Genomic DNA, 23,328 nt, shown 5'->3' with positions numbered 1-23,328 from the left:
AGGAGACGGGGGCATGTTCGTGGGCGGTGGCGACGGGCCGGATGTCGGCCAGCCGGGCGACGAGCGGCGGGATACAGCGGGTCCGGAGACCGGCTCACCTGATATCGGCCGGCCGCGCATCCTGCCCTATTCCTGGATCATCGGACAGGACGATGCCAGGACCGCGCTGGAACTCTCGTTCATCGAGCCGCGTATCGGCGGCGTGCTGATCAGTGGTCAGCGCGGGACGGCCAAGTCCACCGTCGCCCGGTCGTTCAACCTCATGACGACCGGGAACCTTCCCGTCACACTTCCCATCAACGCGACCGACGACCGGATCGTCGGGACCCTGGACGTCCCCGCGCTGCTCGAGGGCAGATGGGCGGAACGCGAAAGCCTGCTGGAGGAAGCCGGCTCGCGCAAGGTGCTGTACGTCGACGAGGTCAACCTGCTGGACGACCACATCGTGAACCTGCTTCTCGATGTCGTCTCCACCGGTCAGCTCGTCGTCGCCCACGCCGCCACGGAACGGCGGGTCGAGGTCTCCTTTCAGCTCGTCGGCACGATGAATCCGGAGGAGGGCAGCCTGCGTCCGCAGCTGTTGGACCGATTCGGACTGCTCGTGGAAATGGTCACCGAGACCGACATCGACGTGCGAGCCCTGATCCTGGAGCGGGTGCTGGAGTTCGACCAGGTGTGCCGCACGGGCCCGACAAAGGCCTACCGACTGGCGCTGCGCGCCGACCGCCGACGCAAGGATCAGCTCAAGGGCGCCCGCGTGATGATCACGGACGGCGCGGTGGTGCTGCCGGACGCCGTGCGGGTCCAGTGCGCGCGCGTCGCGGCGGCGATCGGAGCGGTCGGCCACCGCGGCGACGTCACCCTCGCCCGCGCGGCCCTGGCGTTCGCCGCGCGGCGCGGCGCGGACGTCGCCACGGCGGAGGACATCAGGGCGGTCGCGCGGTTCGTCCTGCCGCATCGCCGGGGCGCCATCTCCCGCGGCGGCTCGGCGACCTGGAGCGAGGCCGACGACGCCACGGTGTCCAAGGCCCTCGGTGACGATGGCTGAGCGCGGGTCGGCCCGGCTCGACGCCCTGGTGGAATGCATGGCCCTGCACCCGGAACTACGCGGTCTGCTTCTGCTCGACGCCGAGCCTGACGGCGGCGAGGAACGTCTCGCGCTGGTCATCCGGCGGCTGGCCGGGGCGCTGAAGGCCGTGACCGGCCGCCCGGTCCGGGAGATCCGGCTCGGCGCCGGCACCTCCGACGACGACCTGTGGGCCGGGCTGCGGCTGCGGCCGGACCCGGCCGGGCGCGGCGTGCTCCTGGAGCACGTGCCGCGGCCGCTGCTCGAACAGCCGGTGGCGGGCGCGCCGATCGCCCCGATCCCGCTGGTGGCCGTCGCGGACCTCACCATCGTGAGCGTCCCCGCCGCCCGCGCGATCGTGACCATCGCCGCCGCCCCCGTCGCGGCGATGGAACGCGACGGCTTCTCCTGCCGGTGGGAGCCCACCGGGGCCTGGGTGGCGGTCTGCGACCCCACGAGGATCGGGAGCGTCAGCCCTCACCTGCTCGACCGCTTCCCGCTGCGCGCGCCGATCGCCAGCCTGGTCGCCTCCGCCTCCGCGTCCGTCTCCGTCGCTGGCTCCGATGCCTCGTCCGAGGTCCCCTCCACCGCCGCGGCCGACGCCGACCCGGGCGCCGCGCCCACCCCTGGGGATGCCGAGCGCGCCGAGGAGGGCCGGCGGTGGCCGGCCATCACCCGCTCGCTGCTCGTCGAGCTCGCCCAGCGGAGCCCGTCTGGTCCGGAGGGGCATCGTCGGCCCGTCGCGCTGGCGCGCCTCGCGGTCGCGTGCGCGCGTCGCCGCGGCGCCGACCAGGTCGAATGGGAGGACGCCGCGACGGCGTTCGGCCTGCTCGGCGTGCCGTGGTCGCACGCGGGCACCGACGCGGCCGAGGACCCGGGTGACGCGCAGGGCGCGTCCGTGTCCGGGCGCGTCACCGAGCCCACTGCGACGTCCACCTCCGGCCAGAGCGGCCAGAGCGGCCTGGCGACGCCGTCGGAGCACGCTCCCACCGCCCCCGACGCCACGCTCGTCCGGGATGAGTCCGGCCTCGGGCTGCCGGTCGAGCACGGCGGCCCCGCGGAACTGACGCATCAGGTGCTCCTGCCGACCGACCAGCGGGAGGCGGCGGCACTCGCGGCGGTGTACCCCGAGGACGACTCCGAGCCGCTGCGGGAGGCCGAGCCGCTGCGGCTGCTGTGGGCCGCCTCCCACAACCTGCGTCAGCTGCGCGGGCAGATCGTCGGCACGAGGGCCGCGACGGACCTGCGGGACATCGCGGTCGTCCCCAGCCTGCTGCGCGCGGCCGCCCGGCGCGCCGCCCGCCGGCCCCGGAGCCTGGCGCCGGACGGCCCGCTGCTGATCGACCGAGGTGATCTGCGCGCCTACCGGCGGATGCCGGTACCGGAACAGATACTGGTGCTGCTGCTCGACCACACCGCCCGGCCGGGCGCGTCGTGGGTTCCCGTGCTGTCGGGCTACCTGGAGTGGGCGTACGTCCAGCGGGCGCGGATGGCGGTCATCGAGGTCGGCGTGGCGGACGGGCCGGGGGCCGTACCCCAGCTGCACGCCGAGCGGTTCCTGGCGCGCGGCATCCTCGACCCCAGGATCTCCTCGGCGCTGGCCGCGCCCGCCGGCACGGCCAGCCCGCTGGCCCACGGCCTGGACCTCGCCCACCTGACGGTGCTCCACGCCCTGCGGCACGGCAACACGCTGGTCCGGGAGGCGTACCTCGTCATCGCGACCGACGGCCGGGGGAACGTCCCGCTCGCTGACAGCCGGCTCGGCGAGCTGCGGCCCGCGGTGGGGGACGCCGGGGTGCGCGACGCGCTCGAGGCCGCCTCGCGGCTGCGCGGACTGCGCCGGCTGGTCGTGCACGTCGTCGACCTCGGCGGCCCGCCCTACGCGGACCTGCCCCGGCGCCTCGCCAGCGCGAGCGGCGCCGCACCGCCCGCGACCCCGCGCCCATGAGTGACCTGGCCAGCGTCCTGCGAGGGGCACGACGCATCGCGCGGGGCCGGTCCGGTCCCCGGCTTCTGCCGACGTTCCCCGGGAGTCCGTCCGCCCCGGCACCGCAGTCCGCCGCCCCGGAGCCGGCCTGGGAGCAGCCGCCGGCACCGGAGCCGACGCCAGTACCCGCGCTCGCACCGGGACCGGCGACCGCGGTGGGACGAGCGTCGCTGGACGACTCTCACTGCCTGCCGGCGAGATTCGTCACGATCAAGGTGCACCAGGACAGCCCGACCGGATTCCGTATCGAGGGGTTCGAGGGCGGGGCCAGGACCTTCGGGGGCCAGCCCTCGGACGGGGCCGTGGTCGCCGGCTACGATCCCAGGAGGCTACGGCTCCGGGTCGAGGATCTGCAGGAGCGATACTCCGCGATACAACCCGTGGAGTTCATCGAGGACTTCAACATGTGGTCGCTCGGGAACCGGCGCAACGCGCTGCGGAGGTGGCTGAACGATCTGCGACTGCGCCATTCCGACCTCCACGTCATCATCGAGGACGGCACGAATCTCGCGATTCCGTGGGAGGCGTTCCGCCTTCAGCAGCCACCCGATCACGGTGATCTCCCGTGTGCCGGCTGGCTTGGCGCGGTCCTGCCCGTCACCCGGTGGACCCCGTGGTTCGGCGAGTATGTGGGCCCGTCGGACCTCGACCAGACGATCGCCTGCGAGGGCGGTGCGATCGGATACTTCGAGCGGGGTCTGGATTCCGGCGGAGCGGACCTGGCGAGCCTCGGTGACTTCCTCGCGGGGACACCCCACGTGGACGAGAACGCCTTCGTCGCTGCTCTTGGCGAACCCGTCCCGCCTGGCGAGAAGCGACCCGCCATGGTCTATGTCGGCGCGCACAGCGAAGCCGGGGATGATCGCGCCAGGACTTCCGTCGGGCCGTTCCGGCTCAAGACCATGATGCTCTATCAGGACCTGCCCCGCATCAGCGGCGGCCAGACCATCGTCTTCGTCAACGCCTGCAACTCGGCGGAGATGTTCACCGTCGGTCACTTCGGGGACGACTCGCTCTACGGGCTGCCGGACTTCTTTCTCCGCATGGGTGCCGTCGGAATGATAGGTACCACGTCGGCGATCGGCGTCGAGACGGCGCCGCTCGTTCTCGCGGAAATCCTCCGGGCGGCGGCCGACGACCCGCAGGCACCGATCCCGCAGCTGCTGAGCCGCCTGCGCGCCCAGGCGGACCTGGCACTCGGCCCGCCGCCGTACACGAACAGGGATATCGAGCTGGCCTGGCGCTGGATCGACACGTTCAACTACGTCTACTACGGCCACCCGCTCGCGACGCTGCGACTCGTCAGTCAACGGGTGCCGTGACATGACGGACGCCCCGGGACCCGACCCGGCGGCACCGACGGCGCTCACGATCGAGCCGGTCGTCAGCTGGCCGCACGAGGTGCGCGCGGGCGGGCTGTACCAGCTGACCGTCGACGTGCGGCCCGCCGCGGACGCGGGCGCCTGGCCCTTTCCGCGGGAGGAGGTGACGGTGCATCTGCAGCTTTTCTGCCCGCCCGGGATCGTTCCGACGCTCATGACCGAGCCCGCGGTGGTGCTCCACCGTTTCGGCGGTACCTACGGGCCCGCCCGCTACGTGCTGGCGGTGGACGATGCCGTTCGCAGTGGTTCCCTTCAGCTGGTGCTCAGTAATCGGGCGGGTGTTCCCTTCCACGTGGCCGGCCTCGCGTTCCGCGCCGTGCCGCAGGTGCGACCCGAACCGGAGGCGCCGGCCCCGCGGGAGCCACCGGTCACCACGGTGCATGTGACACGGACTGTGGCGGGGGATCCAGGGCTTCCCGCGGCGCCGGCCCACGGCACCGATGACCTCTCCGGTCGGCAGGACATCTCCCCGCACGAGGACGTCCACGCGGACGACCGCCCTCATCTCGAGACGCTGGGTTTCTGCCGGCCGGATGGGTCGCGGGTGGTGTGGGAGGTGGAGATGATGCCCGGCCCGGCGGTGCGGACGCGGAACTTCCGGACCCGGTACGGCCGTTACCAGAACTTTCCGCTGGCGATTCGGTATGCGGTCGGCGGGGAGAGCGCGGAATTCGCGCTGGAGAACGCGGTCGGGGCGGGGCTGCGGATGTTGCGGTTCTTCGACGCGGATCGGCGGTGGCCGTGGGAGGGGAATCCGCAGCGATATCCGTGGGAGCTCTCGCGGCTGGTGGGGTACGACGTGGAATGTGATGTCCCTTTCGCGATCACGGTGGAGTTCGGGATGCCGCTGGCGGGGTTGCGGTCCTCGGGGACGGCTGGGTCACTGTCGTCGCCGGATGATCTGCGGGCCTTCACCGTGGGACTCGCGCGTGGGCTGGCGGTGCTGGATCGGCTCGGCGTCGTCCATCGCCAGATACGGGAGAACACCGTGCACTGGGATGCGCGGAGCCGGGTGGTGCAGATCAATCGGTTCGAGTACGCGCGCCGGGCGGGGGAGCCGCGCGGGCGGCTGGCCCGGGTGGGGGCGCCGGGGGAGCGCGCGCTGCGGGACTGGGAGGCGCCGGAGCAGATCACCGGTGGTGGTCTCGTCGATCCGCGGGATGACGTGTTCAGCGCGGGCTGCGCGATTCTCGGCGTGACGGCGCGCGGGCTGTGCATCGGCCCGGACGGGATTCCCGACGCGTCCGCGAGCGGAGTCCCCTGGCTGGTGCATCTCCTCGACGGTGTGTTCGGCCCCGTCGCCACCCGCCCGGACGCCGCGGAGCTGCTGCGCCGGCTGGGCCACGACGACGTGCTGACCGACCTGCCCCGCCCGGAGCACGACGGTCTCGCCGAGGGGCACGCCGCCTACGACCACCTGATGGCCCTGAAGGACCCGCGTCGGATTCCGCCAGCCCGGCAGGTCCCGTCTCCGACCGCGCCTGCCCCCGATACGGCGCCGTAGCCGGCCAGGCCAGCTCGCCGCCGTATCCGTACCCGTGGCGGAACGCAGGAAGATTCTTCTACGGCTGGATCCCGCCGTGCACGATGCGTTGGCACGCTGGGCCGGTGACGAGTTGCGCAGCACGAACGCCCAGATCGAGTTCCTGCTCCGGGACGCACTGAGGTCCGCCGGGCGCATGCCGGCGGACGCCGGTCTGCTGCCGCGACGCGGCCGCCCCCCGGTCGGCGACGGCGGATCGCGACGAGATCGATTCTGTCCCGCCCGACGAGACAGAAGGATGACTCACCTCGTTCGGGTGTCGAGGAGCCTTGAGGCCAATCCGGTGGTGTGGTTGTTGGGGAATGGTTTGGTGAATCGCGTCAACCTGTCTGCTCCGTCTCCGCTCTAGAAGAAGTGGAAACAGTGGAACAGGAGCTGGGGCGACCGGGGCGTGCTGCCGCGATGGCCGGCTCTCAGCGGAACTGGAGGCGTTCATGACGCATGGTACGGACGGCATCATCCGCATTCCACCGGGGTGCTCTGGCGCGGAGCGTGCCGTGTATCAGGGGTCTGACCTGGGGGAATCGACTCGGCCTCGGCGACGTTTGGTCACCCGTCGCCTGCCCCGCGCCCTGGCCAGGCTGACCGCGCTGGCCCTGACCGGGATGGTCGGCGTGGCGCTGGCCGGCCCGGCGTCGGCGGCCGCCTCGACGACGGCGGCGGATGGCGGCGCGCGGCGGGCTCCGAGCGTCGACGGGGTGTCGGTCGGCTGGTTGCCCGGCGGCGTCAGCCTCACCAACGTGCAGCAGTCCACCCGGATCGGCAGCCCGGTCATCGTCGGCACGTTCCAGGGCGGCGACACGACCGTCCAGCTGACCGTCCAGCGGAGCACGCCCGACGCGACGCCCGCCCAGGTGGCCGCCGCCTACGCGCAGTACTACCCGGCCTCCCGGCTTGGCCGTATCACGCTGCGGGGCACCGAGGCCGTCACGTTGCGTCCCGAGGGCTCGACCCAGTTCAACGAGCTGACCTGGGTCGAGGGTCGCCCGGCGGTCGTGCTCACGGTGGCCGGGTACCGGGACGGGAAGGGCGGCGCCCCGACGAGCCTGTTCCCCGAGGCCGACCTGCTGCACATCGCCACGTCGCTCTCCGTCGGGCCGGCGCCGAAGCCGACGGCCTGGCAGACGCTGTCGCAGCGGCTGATCCGGGCCGCCTTCCCGGCCGGGCTGGACGCCACCAGCGCGCCGCCACGGGTGCCGCTGGCCCACGTGGAGAACGGCCAGCGCCTGGTCAGCCTGCTGGAGAAGTTCCGCGCCACCTACCCGGGCCTGGCGGCGAAGGTCACGGTGAACCAGGTGTATGTCTGGTCGAACGACCATGCCTCGGTCACGTTCACCATCGCCTATTCCTACCAGGGCCAGTCCGGTTCGATCGGCACCGCTGGCAAGGCGGTTTTCACCCAGGGCACGTGGAAGGTCTCGGAGGCGACCTACCGCAGCGTGCTGGCGCTGGCAGGACAGCTCGGAAACCAGCCGGCATAGAGCCGGCACGCTGTTCGCACAACCAGCCGGCTCGGTCCGCGCGGTCAGTCGACCATCGACATGGCGCGTCCCGCGAAGCGGCGGCTCACCTCACCGTGAGCCGCCGCTTCGTCGACGTGTACGCAGGGGAGTACGGGCGGTGCGGGCCTATTGATGGGGGCATACGTCACACGTGACGTCCTACGAGGCGTTCGAGGATTTCGTCACCGCTTCGGCCGACCGGCTCATGCGGACGGCCTTTCTGCTCACCGGCAACCGGCACGCGGCCGAGGATCTGCTGCAGGGCGCACTGGAACGCACCTACGAGCAGTGGGACAGCAAGAAGATCGTCGCTCCGGAGGCCTACGTCCGGCGGGCGATGGTGAACGCGTCCCTGCGGAGCTGGCGGTCACGCCGCTTTCGGGAGGAGCCGCTGGAGGCGTCGGCCGACCGGGCCAGCGCGGACGACGGCCCCGACCTGGCGCTGCGGGACCAGGTGCTCCGGGCGCTGCGGGAGCTCCCGCAACGGCAACGCGCCGTGGTCGTTCTGCGTTACTTCGACGATCTGCCGGAGGCGACGGTGGCCGACATTCTCGGCTGCAGCGTCGGGTCGGTGAAGACCCACGCGTCGCGGGCTCTCGCCCGACTTCGGCTGAGTGAGCATCTGGGGGACGTCCGCATGCGAAGTGGCAGGGGGCGTTGATGTCCGACGACGCCGGCAGGGGTCCCACATCGCATTGCGGCGTACCGGCGGATGGTCGTCTCGCGGCGAGCTCCGGAGCCGGTTCCGCGATGCCCGCCGGCGAGGCGGCCTTCGAAGAGGTGCTGCGTGACCTGTTGGACCGTTCCAGCCGGCAGATCACCGCACCCGCGGATCTGACCGCCAGAGTGCATGCCGCGGCGCCGGCGCGCCGTCGAGTGCGACGGCCGTATCGGACGTGTCGAGGCACTCTTGAACAGAGAGCGTGGCGGGAGCGGCGGCCCAGGAGGGCGGTGGTCGCGGCGGCGCTGGCCACGTGCCTGCTGGTACTCGGTGGCCTGATCGTCGACAGGTACGTGGGGACCGTGGGCGGGCTGAGTGTCGTCACCCCGGCGGGCAGCGGTGCGTTCTCCCGGCCCGACCCCGCCGCGACACCACCGGTAGGCGTCGCGCCCGCCCCCGGAACCGTCTACGCGCCGGTCACCCCTCCGCCGGTCACCCCTCCGACGGCCACCGCGACGCCGGACCCGGCCACCGCTGGCGCGATCAGAGCGGCGTTCGAGGGAGCGTTCGACGGCGACGCCGATCCCGACGACGGTCTCACCCACGTCCAGGACGGCGCGAGGTACCGCGCCATTACGCAGCGGTTCCTCGCACGCTATCCGGGCACCGTCGGTACCCTCACCGTGAGGGTCACCAGCATCGCCATGCTCAACGCGTACAGCGCCAGGGTCGATCTGGTCTTCACTCATCGAGACCCTGCCCTCGGCGGCCGCTGGGGCTACACGATCAACGAGCCGGGTCATGCTGTCCGTGAGGATGGCCGCTGGCTGGTCAGCGCGCAGACCTATTCGTTCCTCGTCGGCACCGCCTGAGCGGCGGCGCGGCGAGGCAATCGTGGATTCCTCGCTCTATGACGACGTCGGCGGTGTGGACGGGCTGCGCCTCCTGCCGGCGGCGTTCTACCAGCGGGTGCTCGCGGACGAGCTGCTCGCCCCCGTCTTCGCCGACTTCACGCCCGCTCACCTCGATCACGTGGCCGTCTGGCTGGCCGAGGTCCTCGGCGGACCCGGGGACTTCACCGCCCGCCTCGGCGGGCACCAGGCGCTGCTGCGCTTCCCAGGACCCCGTCGGCGCCGACCTGGGCGGTCCGGGCCCCACGCGCCACGCTGGGGATACCAGGGCCTGGTCCACTGACCGTCGGCACCGTGGAGCGGGCGGCGTCGGCCCCCGTCCGAGGGGCGATGTGACGCCCGGAAGTCCGGGCCGGTGGCACGTGGCCACCGGCCCGGACAGCGAACGTCAGTGCTGGGGCATGCGCTGCCAGCTGAACGGGCCGAACGCGTTGGCGCTCGCCGGCGCGTTCACGCTGGGCTTCACCGTCAGCCTGAGCCATTCGAGCGGGAACGTGCTGCCGTGCACGACGATCCGGTGGAAGTTCGCCACGTCGTATCCGGGATGTGCGGAGGACTCGTTCGCGCAGGCGACCTCGCCGGCCGCGGACTCGGTGACGCACGGAGCGGTCGGCGAGAGCGGGTTGTCCGACCGGTAGGTGTGTGAGTCACCGTTGAACATCAGCACCGGCTTGCCGAACGCGGTCGTGTGTGACGCGATGCTGGCGACCAGCGGCTCGTAGTTGGTGAGGTGCGCCGGGCTCTTGCCGTCGACGTCCCACATGTCGGCCTGCGAGATGATGGCGATCGAGGTGTCGCCGTTCTGGCGGGCCTGCGTGAACGCGTGGTCGAGCCACCGCAGGTCGGCGCCGGTGCGCTCCGCGGTCTCCTGCGTCTGCGCGGAGCTCGCCGTCGGCGCGCCGTACCAGACGTCGGCGTCGTTGTTCGATCCTCCGGGCACGTTCAGCGTGACGAACAGCGTGCCCTTCCGCTCGAAGATGACGTTCTCGACGTACTGCGCGTCCGACGGGTGCGCCGGGTCGTATTCCTTGGCCTGCGACTGGACGTGCAGCTTGCCGCTGCCGAGGGTCTCGCCGGCCGTCGGGAAGAACAGCGAGCGGACGAGCGCGAGGTTCGCGACCGGGTCGCCGCCGGCGTAGTCGACCGGCTGGCCGGTGGCCGGGTCGATCACATACTTGATCTTGTCGGTGGCCGGGTCGTAGGTGCCGCCGCCCTCGGCGGCCTTGTGGCAGTCGGTCCATTCGTTGTCGCCCGGGGTGTAGACCAGCGGCACCTGGAACTGCTGCCAGAGCGTCGCGATCGACTGGTCGTACTGGGCGGTGCAGTACTGCTTGCCCGAGTGGATGTCCCCGACGTGCACGGCCACGCTGACGGCCGGGTCGGAGTTGATCGAGTTGATGAACGACGGCGTGGCCTTGAACTCGGCATCGTCCGTCGGCGTGGTGCCGTACGGCGCATCGCCGTACACGGCGAGAGTGAACGCACCGGCGTCGGCCGGCGCGGCGGCCGAGGCGGGAAGTGCGGCGAATGCCGCCAGGGCGGCGGCGGCCCCCACGGCAAGCAGCGATCTACGCATCTGCAGGTCAGGTCCCCTCTGTCCGACCCCCGTCGGACCTAGCGGAGGAACGTAGTGCCCAAACCGCACCCCAGAGGGGGCCTCAACCTGTCCGCCAGTTGTACGAAAACACAACCGCTCAGCTCAGCGGCCTGATCGGGGCGTGCCAGGCCGGCACGCGAGCCGGTCGCCGGCTATGGCCAGGACGGGGTCGGTGGCGTGCTGTGGTGGGAGTGGTCTCGGTCACGCGTCCGCGTGGCAGCAGACCTCCAGTTCCATGCCGTCCGGGTCGCGGAAGAACAGGGACCACTCGGAGCCGAGGCGCTGGATCTCGCCGAGGTCGGCGCCCAGGTCGCGTAGCCGGTCCCGGGTCGCCTCCAGGGTCGCGAGAGAGTCGACGGCCAGGCCGTAGTGGTCGATCGGCCCCCGCCCGCCCGGGCGGCGCCGGTCCCAGGCGCCGTCCTCGGCCGCCGTCTCGAACACGTTGAGCGCCGCGCCTCCGCCGAGGTCGATGATCGTCATGCGGGGGTGGTCGTCCCGAGAGGCCATCTCGAACGTGATCGTCGCGCCGAAGGCCTCGACGTAGAACGTGATGAGCCGGTCCAGATCGGCCGTGATCGTGGCCACGTGGTTGAAGCCCGTCGTGATTGGCATTGCTCCCTCTCCCTGCCCGCCTACCGGCTGCCCGCCAGCCAGCCGTCCCAACCCGGCCGAAGCCTGCACCGAGCCGGCCGCGCTCGCGGGAAGCCGCTGCTGAGCCGCACGCTAGGACCTCAAGCCCAGTTCATGTCAACGGGATGGCCGGCGCGGCGCGGGGATAGCCGAGGAAGGCCTGCCGCAGATCCACCTGGTCGACGGCCGTCGGGCCGCTGAACCGTTTGACCAGCCGCGCGCGTCCGTCGGTGTCGCGGCCATGCACCCTCCCCAGCCGGATGATCTACTGCTGGGCGAACCGTAGAGGAGGAAGGATGTGAAGAGCGTGTGGATCCCGCCGTGGCGGGCCGCTGGCCGCGGCCGCCACCGGCGCGTGCGGATCCTTCGTGGCGGCCGCGTACTCTCGGGCCGATAGCAGGAGGCGAGACGGGGGCCTCCGCGATCGCGGGAGGCGCGCCGCGTGCCGCCGACACGTACTCCGCGCACCGAGCCCGCGCCGCTCGACCCGCCACGTCGACGTCCGCGCGCAGCTTTCCGCGGCCGCGAATCGCCCACCAGGAAGGCCGACACGCCCGTGCAACATCTCATCGCCGCTCACGGGGTCCTCGCGGTGTTCGCGTTGATGGCCCTCGAGTCGGCCTGTATCCCGATCCCCTCTGAAGTGATCATGCTGATCGGTGGTGCGCTGGCCGCCGGGGCGATCGGGGGCGCGCACCCGAACCTCGTCCTGGTCATCGTCGCCGGCGTGGTCGGCAACGTGGTGGGCAGCTACGCCGCCTGGGCGGTCGGCCGCTACGGCGGTCCGGCGGCGATTCGCCGCTTCGGTCGCTACGTCTTCCTGCGTGAGCACGATCTGGTGCGGGCGGAGCGGTGGTTCGAGCGGCGCGGCGCGGTCTCCGTGCTGGTCGGTCGGCTCCTGCCGGTCGTCCGGACCTTCATCTCCCTGCCGGCCGGCATCGCGGCGATGCCGCCGCTGCGCTTCGGGGTCTACACGACGATGGGCTGCATCCCGTGGACGGCCGCCCTGGGCATCGCCGGTTACGCCGTGGGCGACAACTGGGAGAAGATCGCCAACGGGTTCCACGGCCCCACCTACATCATCGTGGGGATCGTCGCCGTCATCCTGATCGTCCTCGCCGCTCGGCGCGTCAGAAGCCGCCGTACGGCCATCGCCGACGACCCCGCCCAGGACCGGATCGCCTGATCTACTCCGTCCGGCCGCCCGATGACGGCTGGCCGGGGTCCGCCGGGAGGGTCACGCCTCGGCTCCTGCCGCGGTCCCGGCGATCTGACCGGCGGCGAGCAGGGTGTCCAGCTTGGCGTAGCCCTGGTCCACGCCGACCTCCATCCCGCTGTGCAGGAAGGCGTCCCGGCCCTCGAAGCTGTCGCACAGCGACTGGGCGTGCAGCCGGGTGCGACCGTCGCCGAGGTCCTCGAAGGTGAGCGTCTCCAGCGCGACCGCGTCCGGCTCGCCCTCCCAGGTGAAGGTCTGCACGATCCGGTCCGGCCGGACCTCGTGGAAGCAGCCGTGGAAGCCGAACTCCAGGTCGTCCCGGGCGGCGACGTAGCGCCAGCTGCCCCCGGTGCGGGCGTCCCAGCGGTCCAGGGTGGTCGTCATCCCGTCCGGGCCTACCCAGCGGGCGAACAGCTCCGGGTCGGTGTGCGCCCGGAACAGCTGGGCGGGGGTGGCCGCGAAGTCCCGGGTGATGTGGATGATCGGGACCCTCGGGTCCGCCTCGATCGCCGCGGTCGCCGCGGTCGTCGTCGTGTCGTTCATGCCGTCTCCTCTCGCGCCGGGCGGTGCCCGGCCTCCTCGTCGTTCATCTCCGCCAGCACGGCATCCAGCCGCTTGTAGCGGGCCTCGGCCCGCTGCCGGTAGCGCTCGATCCACTTCGTCATCAGGTCGAAGACCTCCGCCTCCAGGTGCACCGAGCTGCGGTGCCCCTGCGCGCCGCGGCTGACCAGGCCGGCCTGCTCCAGCACCTTCACGTGCTTGGAGATGGCCTGCACGCTCACCCGGTACGGCGCCGCCAACTGCCCCACGGTGGCGTCGCCGTCGGTCAGCCGCGCCACCAGGTCGCGCCTGGTCGGGTCGGCCAGGGCCGCGAACAACTGCGACAGCGGGTCGCTCACCTTGACCTCCAGTTCTCAACCGCTTGGTTGATAACGTAGGTCGCCCGCGGGTAGATGTCAACCGATTGGTTGAGGATGACGTGCCGTAATCGGCTTGTAATTTCTCGCTTATCTGGTGTGCATGGCGGCTGGTGACCATCGACGGATGGTTGGCCTTGAGTTCCGGCTCCTCGGCCGCGTCGAGGTCTACCGGGACGGGCGGCCGGTGGATGTCGGCGGGCCCAAGCAGCGTGCCGTCCTCGCCTCCCTGCTGCTGCGGGGCGGCAGAGTGGTGTCGGTCGGGCAGCTCATCGACGATCTGTGGGCGGATCGTCCGCCGGCACGGGCGGCGGCCACGGTGCAGGTCTTCGTCTCCCAGCTGCGCCGGGCGCTCGAACCGGAGCGCTCACGCGGCGAGGCGGCGACCGTCCTGGTGACGGCGTCGCCCGGGTACCTGCTCGACGTCGAACCGCCCGCCGTGGACGCGCACGCGTTCATCGACCTGGTCGAACGCGGCCGGCGGGCGCTCGGCGGGGGAGACCCCGAACGGGCGGCGCGGCTGCTGCTGCGCGCCGAGGGAATGCTGCGCGGACCGGTGCTGGCCGATGTTCCGGCGACCCCGTTCGTCAACGCCGAGGCGGCCCGTCTGACGGAACTGCACCTGGGCGCGGTCGAGGACCGCATCGACGCCGAGCTCGCCCTGGGCCGGCACGCCGCCCTGGTCGCCGAGCTGGAGCAGGGGGTGCGACGGCATCCGCTGCGCGAACGGCTGCGGGCACAGCTGATGCTCGGGCTGTACCGGTGCGGACGGCAGGTGGACGCGCTGGCCGCCTACCGCGAGACCCGCCGGCTGCTGCACGGCGAGCTGGGCATCGAGCCGGGCGCGCGGCTGCGCGAGTTGGAACAGGCGGTGCTGCGGCAGGACCCTGCCCTCGCCTGGCAACGGCCGACGCCGACACCGTCGCGACCTGCCATGGCCGCCGGGACGGGTACGACGGGCGCTACGCCGGACCGCGACCCGCCAGCCGCGCGGGTGCTGCCCGCCGCCGAGACGGCGACCGCGGAGCGGTTGGGCAGGGTGCTCGTGGTCGATGACACCGGCATCAACCGCACGCTGCTGGCGACCGCGGTCACCAAGCTCGGATATGAGGCGGAGACCGCGCAGGACGGCCACCGGGCCCTGGAGATGCTGCGGGCGGCGCAGGACGGCCCGCGTGGGTTCGACATCGTGCTGCTGGACCTGCTCATGCCGGTGCTGGACGGGTACGCGACGCTCGCCGGGATCAAGGCGGACCCGCGCCTGGCCGACATCTCGGTGATCATGGTGTCGGCGGTGCCGGAGCTGGAGAGCGTGGTGCGCTGCATCGAACTGGGCGCGGTCGACTATCTGCCCAAGCCGTACAGCTCGACGATGCTCCGGGCCCGGCTGCGCGCGTCACTGCGGGCCAGACGGTCGGTCGTCGAGCGGGAGAGCGCGCTGCGCAGCGAGATCGCCACGCTGCGCGCGGAGGTCGCGCGGGCCCGCTCCGGCTCCGGACTCGACCGTCCGTGACGGGCCGGCCGTCTGTGCAGGGGCGGCCGATGTCGCTGCGCGGTCTGGTCCGCAGCGGGGTCGGTATCGGCGCCGTCCTGCTGGCCGCGATGTTGCTGGTCAGCCTGAAGGCCGAGAGCAGCACGCGGGGCGCGGCCGGGGCCGAGGCGCGACGGTCGCAGTCGTTGCGCCTGGCCTACGAGCTGCGGCAGACCTCCGACGACCTGACCCGGATGGCACGGACCTACGTGGTCACCGGCGAGGTCCGCTACCGCGGTTGGTTCCAGGAGATCCTGGCGATCCGCGACGGCACGGCGCCACGGCCCCGCGGCTACGACAACATCTACTGGGACGTCGTCACCGACACCGGCCGGCGGCCCACACCGTCCGGCCCGCCGGTCGCCTTCGCCACCCTGGCCGCCCGCGCCGGTTTCACCGATCGGGAACTGGACCTGCTCGGCACGGCGAAGGCGCGCTCGGACGCCCTCGCCGGCGTCGAGCAGCGAGCCTTCGCGCTGGCCGCGGCGGGCGGCACGGCGAACCGCCAGCGCGCGACGGACATGCTCTTCGACGCGTCCTACCTGCGGACCAAGGACGAGATCATGCAACCGATCGGGCAGGTGCTGACGCTCGTCGACACCCGCACGGCGCGGGAGACGGCCTCGGCCACCGACCAGGCACGGGCCTGGTCCGCGGGCGCGATCGGGGCGGCGCTGCTGCTCCTCGCGGGAATGGCGGTGTTCGCCGTGGTGACCCGCCGGGCGGTGCTGCGCCCGGTCGCCGAACTCGACGCCGCGACGGCCCGGATCGCCGCGGGGGCGGGCGACGTCCGGGCGCGCGTCGCCGGCGTCGACGAGCTGCGATCGCTGGCCCGGCGGTTCAACGAGATGACCGAGCGGGTCCAGGGCCGCTCCGCCGAGCTGCGGCTCCTGCACCGGGTCGCCGACGCGGCGCACCGTGCCACCGACCTCGCCACCGCCGCCGCCGACGTCGTCGACCTGATCCGCGCCCACACCGGCTGGCCCGTCGGCCGCACCTACCACCGCCACGGCGACCGCCTGGTAGCCCTGACGACCACCGCCGACCTCCGCGAGGACGTGACTCCGTCCGACCCGTCCTCGCCGGGGCCGGCGAGTCTGCCGGGCCGGGTGCTGGCGAGCGGGGAGGCCGTCTGGCTGCCTGATCTTTCCATCGAGCAGGGGACGATGCGCGGGCCGGGGGCCGGGATCGCCGTTCCGGTGCGGACCGGCCGAAGCGCGGACACACGCGAGCCCGAGGACGCGCAGGTGCGTGGGTCCGGCGGCGCCGACGTGGTCGCCGTGTTGGAGTTCCTCACCGTCGATCCGGTCGACCCGGACGAGGCCCTGCTGGCGCTCCTGTCGGATGTGGCCGGGCAGCTCGGCCAGGTCGCCGACCGGGTCCACACCGCCGACGCGCTGCGCGCCGCCGCGTCAGCCGCCCAGACCGCGAGCGAGGCCAAGAGCGCGTTCCTCGCCACCATGAGCCACGAGATCCGGACCCCGATGAACGCGGTCATCGGCATGTCGGGGCTGCTCCTGGACGGCCGTCTGGACGCCGCCGACCAGCGACATCTCACCGAGGTCGTGCACGACAGCGCCCACTCTCTGCTCCTGCTGATCAACGACATCCTCGACTTCTCCAAGATCGAGGCCGGCCATCTCCGCCTGGAGCGGGTCCCGTTCCACGTCGCCGAATGTGTCGAGGCCGCCCTCGACCTCGTCTCGGCCGACGCCGGCGCGAAGGACCTCGACCTCGTCTGCGCCGTCGAACCCGGCACGCCGCCAGCCATGGTCGGCGACCCGACGCGGATCCGGCAGATCCTGCTCAACCTGCTGAGCAACGCGGTGAAGTTCACTGAACGAGGCGAGATCACCGTCACCGTCGGCACATCGCCGTCCGGCACGGCCCCAGGTGCGGGCACCGGTCCAGGCACGGCCACGGCCATGGGCACGGACGCGCGGGCGGGCATGGGTCGGGGCGCCGGGGAGGGTACCCGAGAGTGGCGATTCACGGTGCGCGACACCGGTATCGGCATCCCGCCCGAACACCTGGAATCGATCTTCGACTCGTTCACGCAGGTCGACGCGTCCACCTCGCGGCGCCACGGCGGCACCGGCCTCGGCCTGGCCATCTGCCGCCGGCTGACCGCTCTCATGGGCGGCACGATCACCGCCGCCTCCCGACCCGGAGTCGGCACCACCATGACCGTCATCGTGCCGTCGCCGTCGGCCGCGTCGTCGACGGTGGCTCGGCGGGATCCTGTACCGGCCGACACCTCCGCTCTGGCCGGCGGGGAGGCGTTGCTGATGACTCCCGACTCCCGGACGCGCGCCCTGGTCGGGGAGTGGCTCGTCGGGTCATGGCGGATGCGGATCACGAACACGACGTCGATCGAGACCGTCCTGCGCTGGCTGCGCGCCGGCCGCCGCTACGACACGGTGATCCTCGACCATCGCCCCCCACACCTGGACGGCCTGACGCTGGCCTCGACCCTGCGCGACGATCCCGCCGGCACGCACGTGCCGATCGTGCTGCTGACCTCCTTCGCCCGCCTCCCCGGCCCTGACGCCCCGCCCGGCCTCACCGTCGTGACCCGCCCGCTCCGCCCAGCCCCCCTCTTCCGCGCGATGACCACGACCCAGGCCCCTCCCGTCGTAGCCGCCTCGCGGGCCACCCTCGACACCACCACGGCGAACGCCCAGGCAGCGAGCCCCGCGTCGGTCAGCCCCGCGTCGGTCAGCTCGGCGTCGGTCAGCTCGGCGTCGGCGAGCCCGGCGGCTGAGCGTGAGCCTCGGGAAAGGGCGACCGGCGGGGCCGAGGCGTTGCGGATACTGGTCGTCGACGATCACGCGGTGAACCAGCGGCTCGTACTTCTCCAGCTCGACAGGCTCGGTCATCGGGCCGATCTGGTGACGGGCGGAGCCGAGGCGGTCGCCGCGGTGTGGCGCGGGCGCTACGACGTCGTGCTCATGGACGTCCAGATGCCCGACCTCGACGGTCTGGCGGCGACTCGCCGGATTCGGGCCCACTTCGGCGGGTGCGGTCCCTGGATCATCGCGCTCACCGCGAATGCCCAGCCCGGCGCGCGGGAGGCGTGCCTCGCGGCGGGCATGGACGACTACCTCACCAAGCCTCTGGTCACCGCCGACCTCGTCGCCGCACTGGCCCGGGCGCGCCCGCGGGGTGGCCGATCCGTCCTGGATCCGGAGGCACTCGACCAGCTGCGCGAGCTCGTCGGCGGGAACGCGACCACCCTGTCCGGCCTCATCGCCGACTTCCTCGTCGACGCGCCGGTGCTGCTGGAGGCGCTGTCCGCGGCCCGCTCCGATCCGGGGCCGGCGCACCGTGCCGCGCACACCCTGAAGGGGCTCGGCGCCACCTTCGGTGCCACCGACCTGGTCCTGCTGTGCCAGCAGGCCGAGGCAGGCGCAGCTCTCGGCCGCGCCGGCGAGGTCGGTTCGACGGCGCGTGGCCACGGAGTCGCCGGCAGGATGAGTTCTGGGCCGCGCGACCTCATCGCCGCCATCGTCACCGAACATGAGCGCGTCGCGGTGGCCCTACGCGCCCTCGGATAGTCCGCGCGGGATCCCTCCCGGCCGCCCACGATTCACGTCCGACGGCCCGACGCGGGCTCGGACCCGGCTCTGGGCTCGGACCCGCTCGGATCCGGTTCTGGTGGGGGACGGGCGGCACTTGGCCGGTGCTTGGTGGTTGCTTAGCAGGCGGATGTTGGCTGCTCGGCAGGGGTCAGCGTTGCCCCCGTCGCCTGCCCGTCCGGGGCGCCGCCGGTGTCGGCGGCGGCCCGCTGGCGCGCCGGCGGACTCGGACCCGCGCCCGCAGAAAGGCAGCCCGCGATGAGCACGGTCAGCCCCCCACACGATCCCACCGCCCTTCAACCCGGCTCCGACGCCGGCTCCCCGCCCGCGGCCGGCTCCCCGCCCGCGGCCGGCTCCCCGCCCGGGGCCGGGTCCGCGAAGGAGACGCTGGAGGACTACACGCTCCGGTTCGCGCCGCGCAGTTACCGGCGGTGGGGCACGGGTATGGTCGCGATCTCGGCGCTCGGCGGCATCGCCTATCTCGCGGACTTCGCCATCGGGGCGAACATCGGAATCTCCTACGGCACGACGAACGCCCTGTGGGGCATCGCCGTCTTCGCCGTCGTCATCTTCCTGACCGGTTTCCCGCTGGCCTACTACGCGGCCCGTTACAACCTGGACCTCGACCTGATCACCCGGGGTAGCGGCTTCGGCTACTACGGCTCGGTCGTCTCGAACGTGATCTTCGCGTCGTTCACGTTCATCTTCTTCGCGCTCGAGGGATCGATCATGGCGCAGGGCCTGAAACTGGGCCTGCACATTCCCCTGTGGGTCGGCTACGCGACGTCCACGCTCGTCATCTTCCCGCTCGTGGTCTACGGCATGAAGCTGCTCTCGACGCTGCAGCTGTGGACGACGCCGCTGTGGCTGGTGCTGATGGTGCTGCCGTTCGCCTACCTGCTGATCCGCCACCCCGGCTCGGTGAACACGTTCTTCGACTACGGCGGCCAGGACGGCAAGGGCGGATTCGACCTCGGCTCGGTGTTCCTCGCCGCCGGCGTCTGCCTGTCGCTGATCGCCCAGATCGCCGAGCAGATCGACTATCTGCGCTTCATGCCGCCGCGCACGCCGGAGAACTCGCGCCGCTGGTGGACCGCGATGGTGCTGGCCGGGCCGGGCTGGGTGTTCTTCGGCGCCATCAAGCAGATCATCGGCATGTTCCTGGCCGTCTACATCATCGCGAACGTCGCGGACGGCGCGGGCGTGGCCAACCAGCCGGTGCACCAGTTCCTGGAGATCTACCAGGACCTGCTGCCGCACTGGGCGGCGCTGGCCCTCGCCGTCGCGCTCGTCGTCATCAGCCAGATCAAAATCAACGTGACGAACGCGTACTCCGGCTCGCTCGCCTGGACGAACTCGTTCACCCGCGTCACGAAGACCTACCCCGGACGGCTCGTCTTCCTCGGCTTCAACCTGCTCGTCGCCGTGATCCTGATGGAGGCTGACATGTTCAGCTTTCTGAACACGATCCTCGCCTTCTACGCCAACTGTGGCATGGCCTGGGTGGTGGCCGTCGCCTCCGACATCGTGTTCAACAAGTACCTGCTGAAGATCTCGCCGCGCCAGCCCGAGTTCCGCCGCGGGATGCTCTACGCCGTCAACCCGGTCGGCTTCGGCGCGATGCTGCTGGCCGCCGGTATCTCCATCATCGACTTCTACGGCGGCCTGGGCTCCGGCCTGAAGCCGTATTCGCCGCTGGTGGCGATCGTCCTCGCCCTCGTCCTGCCGCCGATCCTGGCCGTCGCCACCAAGGGGAAGTACTACCTGCGGCGCACGGACGACGGCATCGACCTGCCGATGTACGACGAGCACGGAAACCCGTCGGGCGAAACCCTCACCTGCCACATCTGCCAGCAGGACTACGAGCGCCCCGACATGGTGAAGTGCGAGACCCACGACGCCTACATCTGCTCCCTGGACCTCTCCACCGACAAGCGCGGCGACCACGTCCTGCCCGCCCAGGCCTGACGCCCCGTCGAGCCGACGCCCGACGGCCGACCCGGCCATCCTCAGCGAGGACGCCGGGTCGGCCACCGGCATCGCGTCACAACAGCGACCGCAGCTCTTCGACAGTCATGCCGGCAATGGACAGGATGTTGCGAAGAGTCCCCTTGGGAAGATCCTTACCCGCGTGAACGGGCACGACTACGGTCCTGCCGTCCGGGTGGCGCAGGACGTGGTGACTTCCACTGATGCGCGCCACGGTGAAGTCAGCTCGCTCAAACGCGGCAACGACCTTCGCACCTGGTACTGACGGGATGCCTGGCGGCATCAGGCGACATTGAGGGTAAGCGTCAGTTCATCGGGTGGGCCGACCTCTGCCAGCAGCACCTCCAAGGCTGCGCGCAGGTCCTCGAGGGCCGCTTCCCGGGTCGGGCCGTCGCCGACCGCCCCAACATCTGGGCGGAGTTGAGCCGAAGCGCACCAGACGCCGTCTTCGTCCTGCTCGATGGCGTAGGGCACGTGAACAACACGGGTCACGTCCACAATCCTCGCACACTTGCGGACCGACGCCGTGTCCGTAGGTAGGCCCGGCGCCATCGGCGCTGGCTCACTGACCCAGCAGCCTCTGTACCGGCTTCCCTGGCCTTCGCCCTCGTGCCCTGTCAGGCAGGATGGAGGTATGGCTGGGGGCGGGACGGCGCTGTTCGACACGGCTGTCGGCAGGTGTGGGGTTGCCTGGGGCGCTGACGGTCTGGTCGCTGTCGCGTTGCCGGCTGGGACCGACGCGGCGACTCTGGCGCTTCTTCGTCGGGACGTCGTCGCGGCGTCGCCGGGCACCGGGCCGGCCGACGCATCGTGCGATGGGGCGTCAGGCGATGGGGCTGCGGGCGCGGCGGGCGGTCCGCCGGCAGAGGTGGCGGAGGCGATCGCCAGAATGATCGGGCTGCTGGACGGCGTCCCGGATGATCTGGCTGATGTGCGCGTTGACCTGACGGGCGTGCCCGCGTTTCACCGACGGGTGTACGAGGTGGCTCGCGCGATCCCGCCGGGGCGGACGCTCACCTACGGGGAGGTCGCGGCCCAGCTCGGGATACCCGGCGCGGCCCAGGCCGTGGGGCGGGCGCTGGGGCGCAATCCGGTGCCGATCGTCGTCCCGTGTCACCGGGTACTGGCCGCCGGTGGGGCGATGGGCGGCTTCTCGGCGCCGGGCGGAATCGGGACGAAACGGCGGATGCTTGTCATCGAGGGCGCCATGACTCCCGCGCCTCCCACCCTCTTCTGACACCCGCGCCACCCGTGCGAGGACGGGCGGGCGGCCCAGGAGCGGCGTCGTCAGTGGCCGAGGACGCGGCGGAGGATCCGGTCGGTGCGCTGCCAGGCTTCGGGCGACACGGCGCCGAGCCGGCGCGACAGGCCTGACGCAGGCATCCACCCGACGAGTTCGGGCAGCACCGTCCCCGGCACCGGGAGGGTGATCCCGACGTCGGCGGCGTAGTCGTCGAACGGCAGCGGCTCGCCTGGCACGACCGGGCAGACCACGACCCGGCCGGTGTTCGCGTCGTTGTACATGTCGGCGGACACGATCAGCGCGTGCGCGGGAGCGTCAGCCCGCGCCCACACCTCACCCTGCCGCACGGCGCCGCAGTGCCTCGAGGTGGACGAACTCGTCGCCCAGGTACTCGGCGGTGATACCGAGAGCGGCGTTGCGTTCCTGCTGGCGGGCGAACCGCCGCGTCCACACCGCTTCGGACAGCGTCCGGTCGACCCAGGCGGACAGGGTCAACCCGGCCGCGGCGGCCTCGGCCCGCGCCGCCTCCAGCGTCTCCGCCCGCACCGACACGCTCATACTCGGCATAGGACGGATCATAGGACGTGGCCTCACACGAGTGCCAGGCTCACTGCACCTGGGGCACCTGGGGCACCTGGGGCACCTGGGGCACCTGGCACCTGGCAGCGGGCGACGTGCTGGGCCTGGCAGGTGGGAGTGCGCGGGGGCGGAGGCGTCGCGGCGAGGGTTGGGCCGTTGCCGGCGGGCTGGTTCTGCCACGTAAAGTGGTGGGCTGCCGGCTTTGGGTGGCATCGGGGGGTTGGGTGGCGGGTGCGCGGGGGGACGGTCCAAACCAGTGGCCGCCGATGCGGACGCCGTCGGGGATCCCCTACGGCTCTCTGCATGCCTCGGAGTGTCAGCAGGCCTACAGCATCGCCTTTGCCTACGCGATCGCGGCGGCGGCGCGTTGCACGATCTCCGAGCCGCGTTCGGACGTCGAGACGATCGACTACACGGTGCGGCAGGCGCAGAACCATCGGCGCTACAGCTCGGCGGTCGTGGACGTGCAGATGAAGTGCACCACCCAGGACGTCCTGCGGGACGACGGCGTGCACTGGTCGCTGAAGCGAGCGCACTATGACGGGCTGCGCGACCCGGACACCTATCACCGGAAGATCCTCGTCGTCCTGGTCGTCCCGCCCGACGTCACCACCTGGCTCGACACCGAGCCGGATCGGATGATCCTGCGGGGGCGGGCCTTCTGGACCTGCCTGGAGGGGGAGGGGCCGGCGGCGGGTTCGTCGAAGACGGTCCTTCTCCCGCGCCGGAACACCTACAATGTGGAACAGCTCCTCGGAATTCTGCAGCGCATTGGGGACGGAGGTAGGCCATGAGTATCGAGACGCAGCCTGCCCGGAACCTGACCTCCCCGGACGTCGAGCCGGGCGAGATCGAGTCTTTTTTGCGGACACGTGGGTGGCGGCGGGTCGATTATCGTCCGACCGTGAGCGCGGTCTGGGAGAACGCGCCGCTGGATGCCAGTCTGATGGTCCCTTACAACCGGCGGTATCGGGATTTCGTTCCGCGTCTGCAGGA

The 23,328-nt window shown here is 71.8% G+C and carries 23 protein-coding genes; 14 read left to right on the top strand and 9 right to left on the bottom strand.

Features of this window, described 5'->3' with window-relative positions; all coding sequences use genetic code 11:
• Positions 1-13: 13 nt before the first annotated feature.
• From AC6EXY_RS04795 to AC6EXY_RS04760, 8 genes are all read left to right on the top strand, one after another.
• A complete protein-coding gene (locus AC6EXY_RS04795) occupies positions 14-1,048 on the top strand; it encodes an AAA family ATPase (protein ID WP_499816726.1) in 1,035 nt (344 codons plus the stop codon).
• On the top strand, positions 1,041-3,014 hold the full coding sequence (locus tag AC6EXY_RS04790; protein WP_101836043.1) for a hypothetical protein: 1,974 nt from the start codon (positions 1,041-1,043) through the stop codon (positions 3,012-3,014). Before AC6EXY_RS04795 ends, AC6EXY_RS04790 begins: the two co-directional genes overlap by 8 nt.
• 194 nt (positions 3,015-3,208) lie before the next feature.
• Positions 3,209-4,375, top strand: coding sequence for a hypothetical protein (locus AC6EXY_RS04785; protein WP_101836045.1), 1,167 nt, complete (start codon positions 3,209-3,211; stop codon positions 4,373-4,375).
• Position 4,376: 1 nt separating this feature from the next.
• Entirely contained in the window at positions 4,377-5,939 is a 1,563-nt protein-coding gene (locus tag AC6EXY_RS04780; RefSeq protein WP_499816727.1) for a hypothetical protein, read from the top strand.
• Positions 5,940-6,523: 584 nt separating this feature from the next.
• Positions 6,524-7,459 carry an MTB12 C-terminal domain-containing protein gene (locus AC6EXY_RS04775; protein ID WP_499816728.1) on the top strand — a complete coding sequence of 312 codons (936 nt, stop codon included), beginning with the start codon at positions 6,524-6,526 and terminating at the stop codon, positions 7,457-7,459.
• 172 nt (positions 7,460-7,631) lie between these two features.
• On the top strand, positions 7,632-8,141 hold the full coding sequence (locus AC6EXY_RS04770; RefSeq protein WP_499816730.1) for a SigE family RNA polymerase sigma factor: 510 nt from the start codon (positions 7,632-7,634) through the stop codon (positions 8,139-8,141).
• Between the two features lie 290 nt (positions 8,142-8,431).
• The gene (locus tag AC6EXY_RS04765) at positions 8,432-9,013 is read left to right on the top strand and encodes an MTB12 C-terminal domain-containing protein (protein WP_499816731.1); all 582 of its coding nucleotides are present in this window, start codon (positions 8,432-8,434) and stop codon (positions 9,011-9,013) included.
• Between the two features lie 22 nt (positions 9,014-9,035).
• Positions 9,036-9,335 (top strand): globin domain-containing protein, encoded by a 300-nt coding sequence (locus AC6EXY_RS04760; protein WP_499816732.1) that lies wholly within the window; start codon positions 9,036-9,038, stop codon positions 9,333-9,335.
• 105 nt (positions 9,336-9,440) lie between these two features.
• Here the strand turns inward: AC6EXY_RS04760 and AC6EXY_RS04755 are convergent, their stop codons facing one another.
• From AC6EXY_RS04755 to AC6EXY_RS04745, 3 genes are all read right to left on the bottom strand, one after another.
• On the bottom strand, positions 9,441-10,628 hold the full coding sequence (locus AC6EXY_RS04755) for a hypothetical protein (RefSeq protein WP_101836053.1): 1,188 nt from the start codon (positions 10,626-10,628) through the stop codon (positions 9,441-9,443).
• A 222-nt stretch (positions 10,629-10,850) separates the two neighbouring features.
• Positions 10,851-11,261 carry a VOC family protein gene (locus AC6EXY_RS04750; protein ID WP_101836055.1) on the bottom strand — a complete coding sequence of 137 codons (411 nt, stop codon included), beginning with the start codon at positions 11,259-11,261 and terminating at the stop codon, positions 10,851-10,853.
• Positions 11,262-11,391: 130 nt separating this feature from the next.
• Complete coding sequence (locus tag AC6EXY_RS04745) at positions 11,392-11,526, bottom strand: hypothetical protein (RefSeq protein WP_279354733.1); 135 nt, start codon at positions 11,524-11,526, stop codon at positions 11,392-11,394.
• Positions 11,527-11,928: 402 nt separating this feature from the next.
• On the opposite strand from AC6EXY_RS04745, the gene AC6EXY_RS04740 reads away from it, so the two are divergent.
• Positions 11,929-12,465: a DedA family protein gene (locus AC6EXY_RS04740; RefSeq protein WP_499842299.1), complete on the top strand. Its 537-nt coding sequence runs from the start codon at positions 11,929-11,931 to the stop codon at positions 12,463-12,465.
• A gap of 51 nt (positions 12,466-12,516) precedes the next feature.
• Here the strand turns inward: AC6EXY_RS04740 and AC6EXY_RS04735 are convergent, their stop codons facing one another.
• Both AC6EXY_RS04735 and AC6EXY_RS04730 read right to left on the bottom strand, forming a co-directional pair.
• A complete protein-coding gene (locus AC6EXY_RS04735) occupies positions 12,517-13,038 on the bottom strand; it encodes an SRPBCC family protein (protein WP_101836059.1) in 522 nt (173 codons plus the stop codon).
• Positions 13,035-13,394, bottom strand: coding sequence for an ArsR/SmtB family transcription factor (locus AC6EXY_RS04730; protein ID WP_101836061.1), 360 nt, complete (start codon positions 13,392-13,394; stop codon positions 13,035-13,037). The genes AC6EXY_RS04735 and AC6EXY_RS04730 overlap by 4 nt, the downstream gene beginning before the upstream one ends.
• 145 nt (positions 13,395-13,539) lie before the next feature.
• Here AC6EXY_RS04730 and AC6EXY_RS04725 point away from each other — a divergent pair, with 145 nt between their 5' ends.
• The 3 genes from AC6EXY_RS04725 to AC6EXY_RS04715 all read left to right on the top strand — a co-directional run bounded on the left by AC6EXY_RS04725 (position 13,540) and on the right by AC6EXY_RS04715 (position 20,489).
• Positions 13,540-14,925: a BTAD domain-containing putative transcriptional regulator gene (locus AC6EXY_RS04725; protein ID WP_101836063.1), complete on the top strand. Its 1,386-nt coding sequence runs from the start codon at positions 13,540-13,542 to the stop codon at positions 14,923-14,925.
• A gap of 29 nt (positions 14,926-14,954) precedes the next feature.
• A complete protein-coding gene (locus AC6EXY_RS04720) occupies positions 14,955-18,500 on the top strand; it encodes a response regulator (protein WP_499816733.1) in 3,546 nt (1,181 codons plus the stop codon).
• Between the two features lie 279 nt (positions 18,501-18,779).
• Entirely contained in the window at positions 18,780-20,489 is a 1,710-nt protein-coding gene (locus AC6EXY_RS04715; RefSeq protein ID WP_499816734.1) for a purine-cytosine permease family protein, read from the top strand.
• Between the two features lie 76 nt (positions 20,490-20,565).
• Here AC6EXY_RS04715 and AC6EXY_RS04710 read toward each other — a convergent pair whose 3' ends face one another.
• Together AC6EXY_RS04710 and AC6EXY_RS04705 are read right to left on the bottom strand one after the other, a co-directional pair.
• A complete protein-coding gene (locus tag AC6EXY_RS04710) occupies positions 20,566-20,793 on the bottom strand; it encodes a type II toxin-antitoxin system HicA family toxin (protein ID WP_101832951.1) in 228 nt (75 codons plus the stop codon).
• Complete coding sequence (locus tag AC6EXY_RS04705; protein ID WP_499816735.1) at positions 20,793-21,002, bottom strand: type II toxin-antitoxin system HicB family antitoxin; 210 nt, start codon at positions 21,000-21,002, stop codon at positions 20,793-20,795. The genes AC6EXY_RS04710 and AC6EXY_RS04705 overlap by 1 nt, the downstream gene beginning before the upstream one ends.
• 397 nt (positions 21,003-21,399) lie before the next feature.
• Here AC6EXY_RS04705 and AC6EXY_RS04700 point away from each other — a divergent pair, with 397 nt between their 5' ends.
• On the top strand, positions 21,400-21,747 hold the full coding sequence (locus AC6EXY_RS04700; protein ID WP_499816736.1) for a methylated-DNA--[protein]-cysteine S-methyltransferase: 348 nt from the start codon (positions 21,400-21,402) through the stop codon (positions 21,745-21,747).
• Positions 21,748-21,797: 50 nt separating this feature from the next.
• Here the strand turns inward: AC6EXY_RS04700 and AC6EXY_RS04695 are convergent, their stop codons facing one another.
• The gene (locus tag AC6EXY_RS04695; protein ID WP_499816737.1) at positions 21,798-22,100 is read right to left on the bottom strand and encodes a hypothetical protein; all 303 of its coding nucleotides are present in this window, start codon (positions 22,098-22,100) and stop codon (positions 21,798-21,800) included.
• On the bottom strand, positions 22,087-22,320 hold the full coding sequence (locus tag AC6EXY_RS04690) for a hypothetical protein (RefSeq protein WP_133150745.1): 234 nt from the start codon (positions 22,318-22,320) through the stop codon (positions 22,087-22,089). Before AC6EXY_RS04690 ends, AC6EXY_RS04695 begins: the two co-directional genes overlap by 14 nt.
• Positions 22,321-22,598: 278 nt before the next feature.
• On the opposite strand from AC6EXY_RS04690, the gene AC6EXY_RS04685 reads away from it, so the two are divergent.
• Positions 22,599-23,126, top strand: a complete 528-nt coding sequence (locus AC6EXY_RS04685; RefSeq protein ID WP_165818324.1) for a DUF4365 domain-containing protein — start codon at positions 22,599-22,601, stop codon at positions 23,124-23,126.
• Positions 23,127-23,328: the final 202 nt, after the last annotated feature.

This window comes from Frankia sp. RB5, assembly GCF_059816245.1.
This window is presented reverse-complemented; position numbering and strand designations above follow the sequence as displayed.

Excerpts from the sequence above, each read along its gene's own strand:
- AC6EXY_RS04690 (WP_133150745.1), bottom strand. The coding sequence starts at position 22,320 with ATGCCGAGTATGAGCGTGTCGGTGCGGGCGGAGACGCTGGAGGCGGCG.
- AC6EXY_RS04720 (WP_499816733.1), top strand. The coding sequence starts at position 14,955 with ATGTCGCTGCGCGGTCTGGTCCGCAGCGGGGTCGGTATCGGCGCCGTC.
- AC6EXY_RS04740 (WP_499842299.1), top strand. The coding sequence starts at position 11,929 with ATGCTGATCGGTGGTGCGCTGGCCGCCGGGGCGATCGGGGGCGCGCAC.
- AC6EXY_RS04795 (WP_499816726.1), top strand. The coding sequence starts at position 14 with ATGTTCGTGGGCGGTGGCGACGGGCCGGATGTCGGCCAGCCGGGCGAC.
- AC6EXY_RS04735 (WP_101836059.1), bottom strand. The coding sequence starts at position 13,038 with ATGAACGACACGACGACGACCGCGGCGACCGCGGCGATCGAGGCGGAC.
- AC6EXY_RS04715 (WP_499816734.1), top strand. The coding sequence starts at position 18,780 with ATGAGCACGGTCAGCCCCCCACACGATCCCACCGCCCTTCAACCCGGC.
- AC6EXY_RS04710 (WP_101832951.1), bottom strand. The coding sequence starts at position 20,793 with ATGCCGCCAGGCATCCCGTCAGTACCAGGTGCGAAGGTCGTTGCCGCG.
- AC6EXY_RS04685 (WP_165818324.1), top strand. The coding sequence starts at position 22,599 with ATGCGGACGCCGTCGGGGATCCCCTACGGCTCTCTGCATGCCTCGGAG.
- AC6EXY_RS04700 (WP_499816736.1), top strand. The coding sequence starts at position 21,400 with ATGATCGGGCTGCTGGACGGCGTCCCGGATGATCTGGCTGATGTGCGC.
- AC6EXY_RS04755 (WP_101836053.1), bottom strand. The coding sequence starts at position 10,628 with ATGCGTAGATCGCTGCTTGCCGTGGGGGCCGCCGCCGCCCTGGCGGCA.
- AC6EXY_RS04790 (WP_101836043.1), top strand. The coding sequence starts at position 1,041 with ATGGCTGAGCGCGGGTCGGCCCGGCTCGACGCCCTGGTGGAATGCATG.
- AC6EXY_RS04750 (WP_101836055.1), bottom strand. The coding sequence starts at position 11,261 with ATGCCAATCACGACGGGCTTCAACCACGTGGCCACGATCACGGCCGAT.
- AC6EXY_RS04780 (WP_499816727.1), top strand. The coding sequence starts at position 4,377 with ATGACGGACGCCCCGGGACCCGACCCGGCGGCACCGACGGCGCTCACG.
- AC6EXY_RS04725 (WP_101836063.1), top strand. The coding sequence starts at position 13,540 with ATGGTTGGCCTTGAGTTCCGGCTCCTCGGCCGCGTCGAGGTCTACCGG.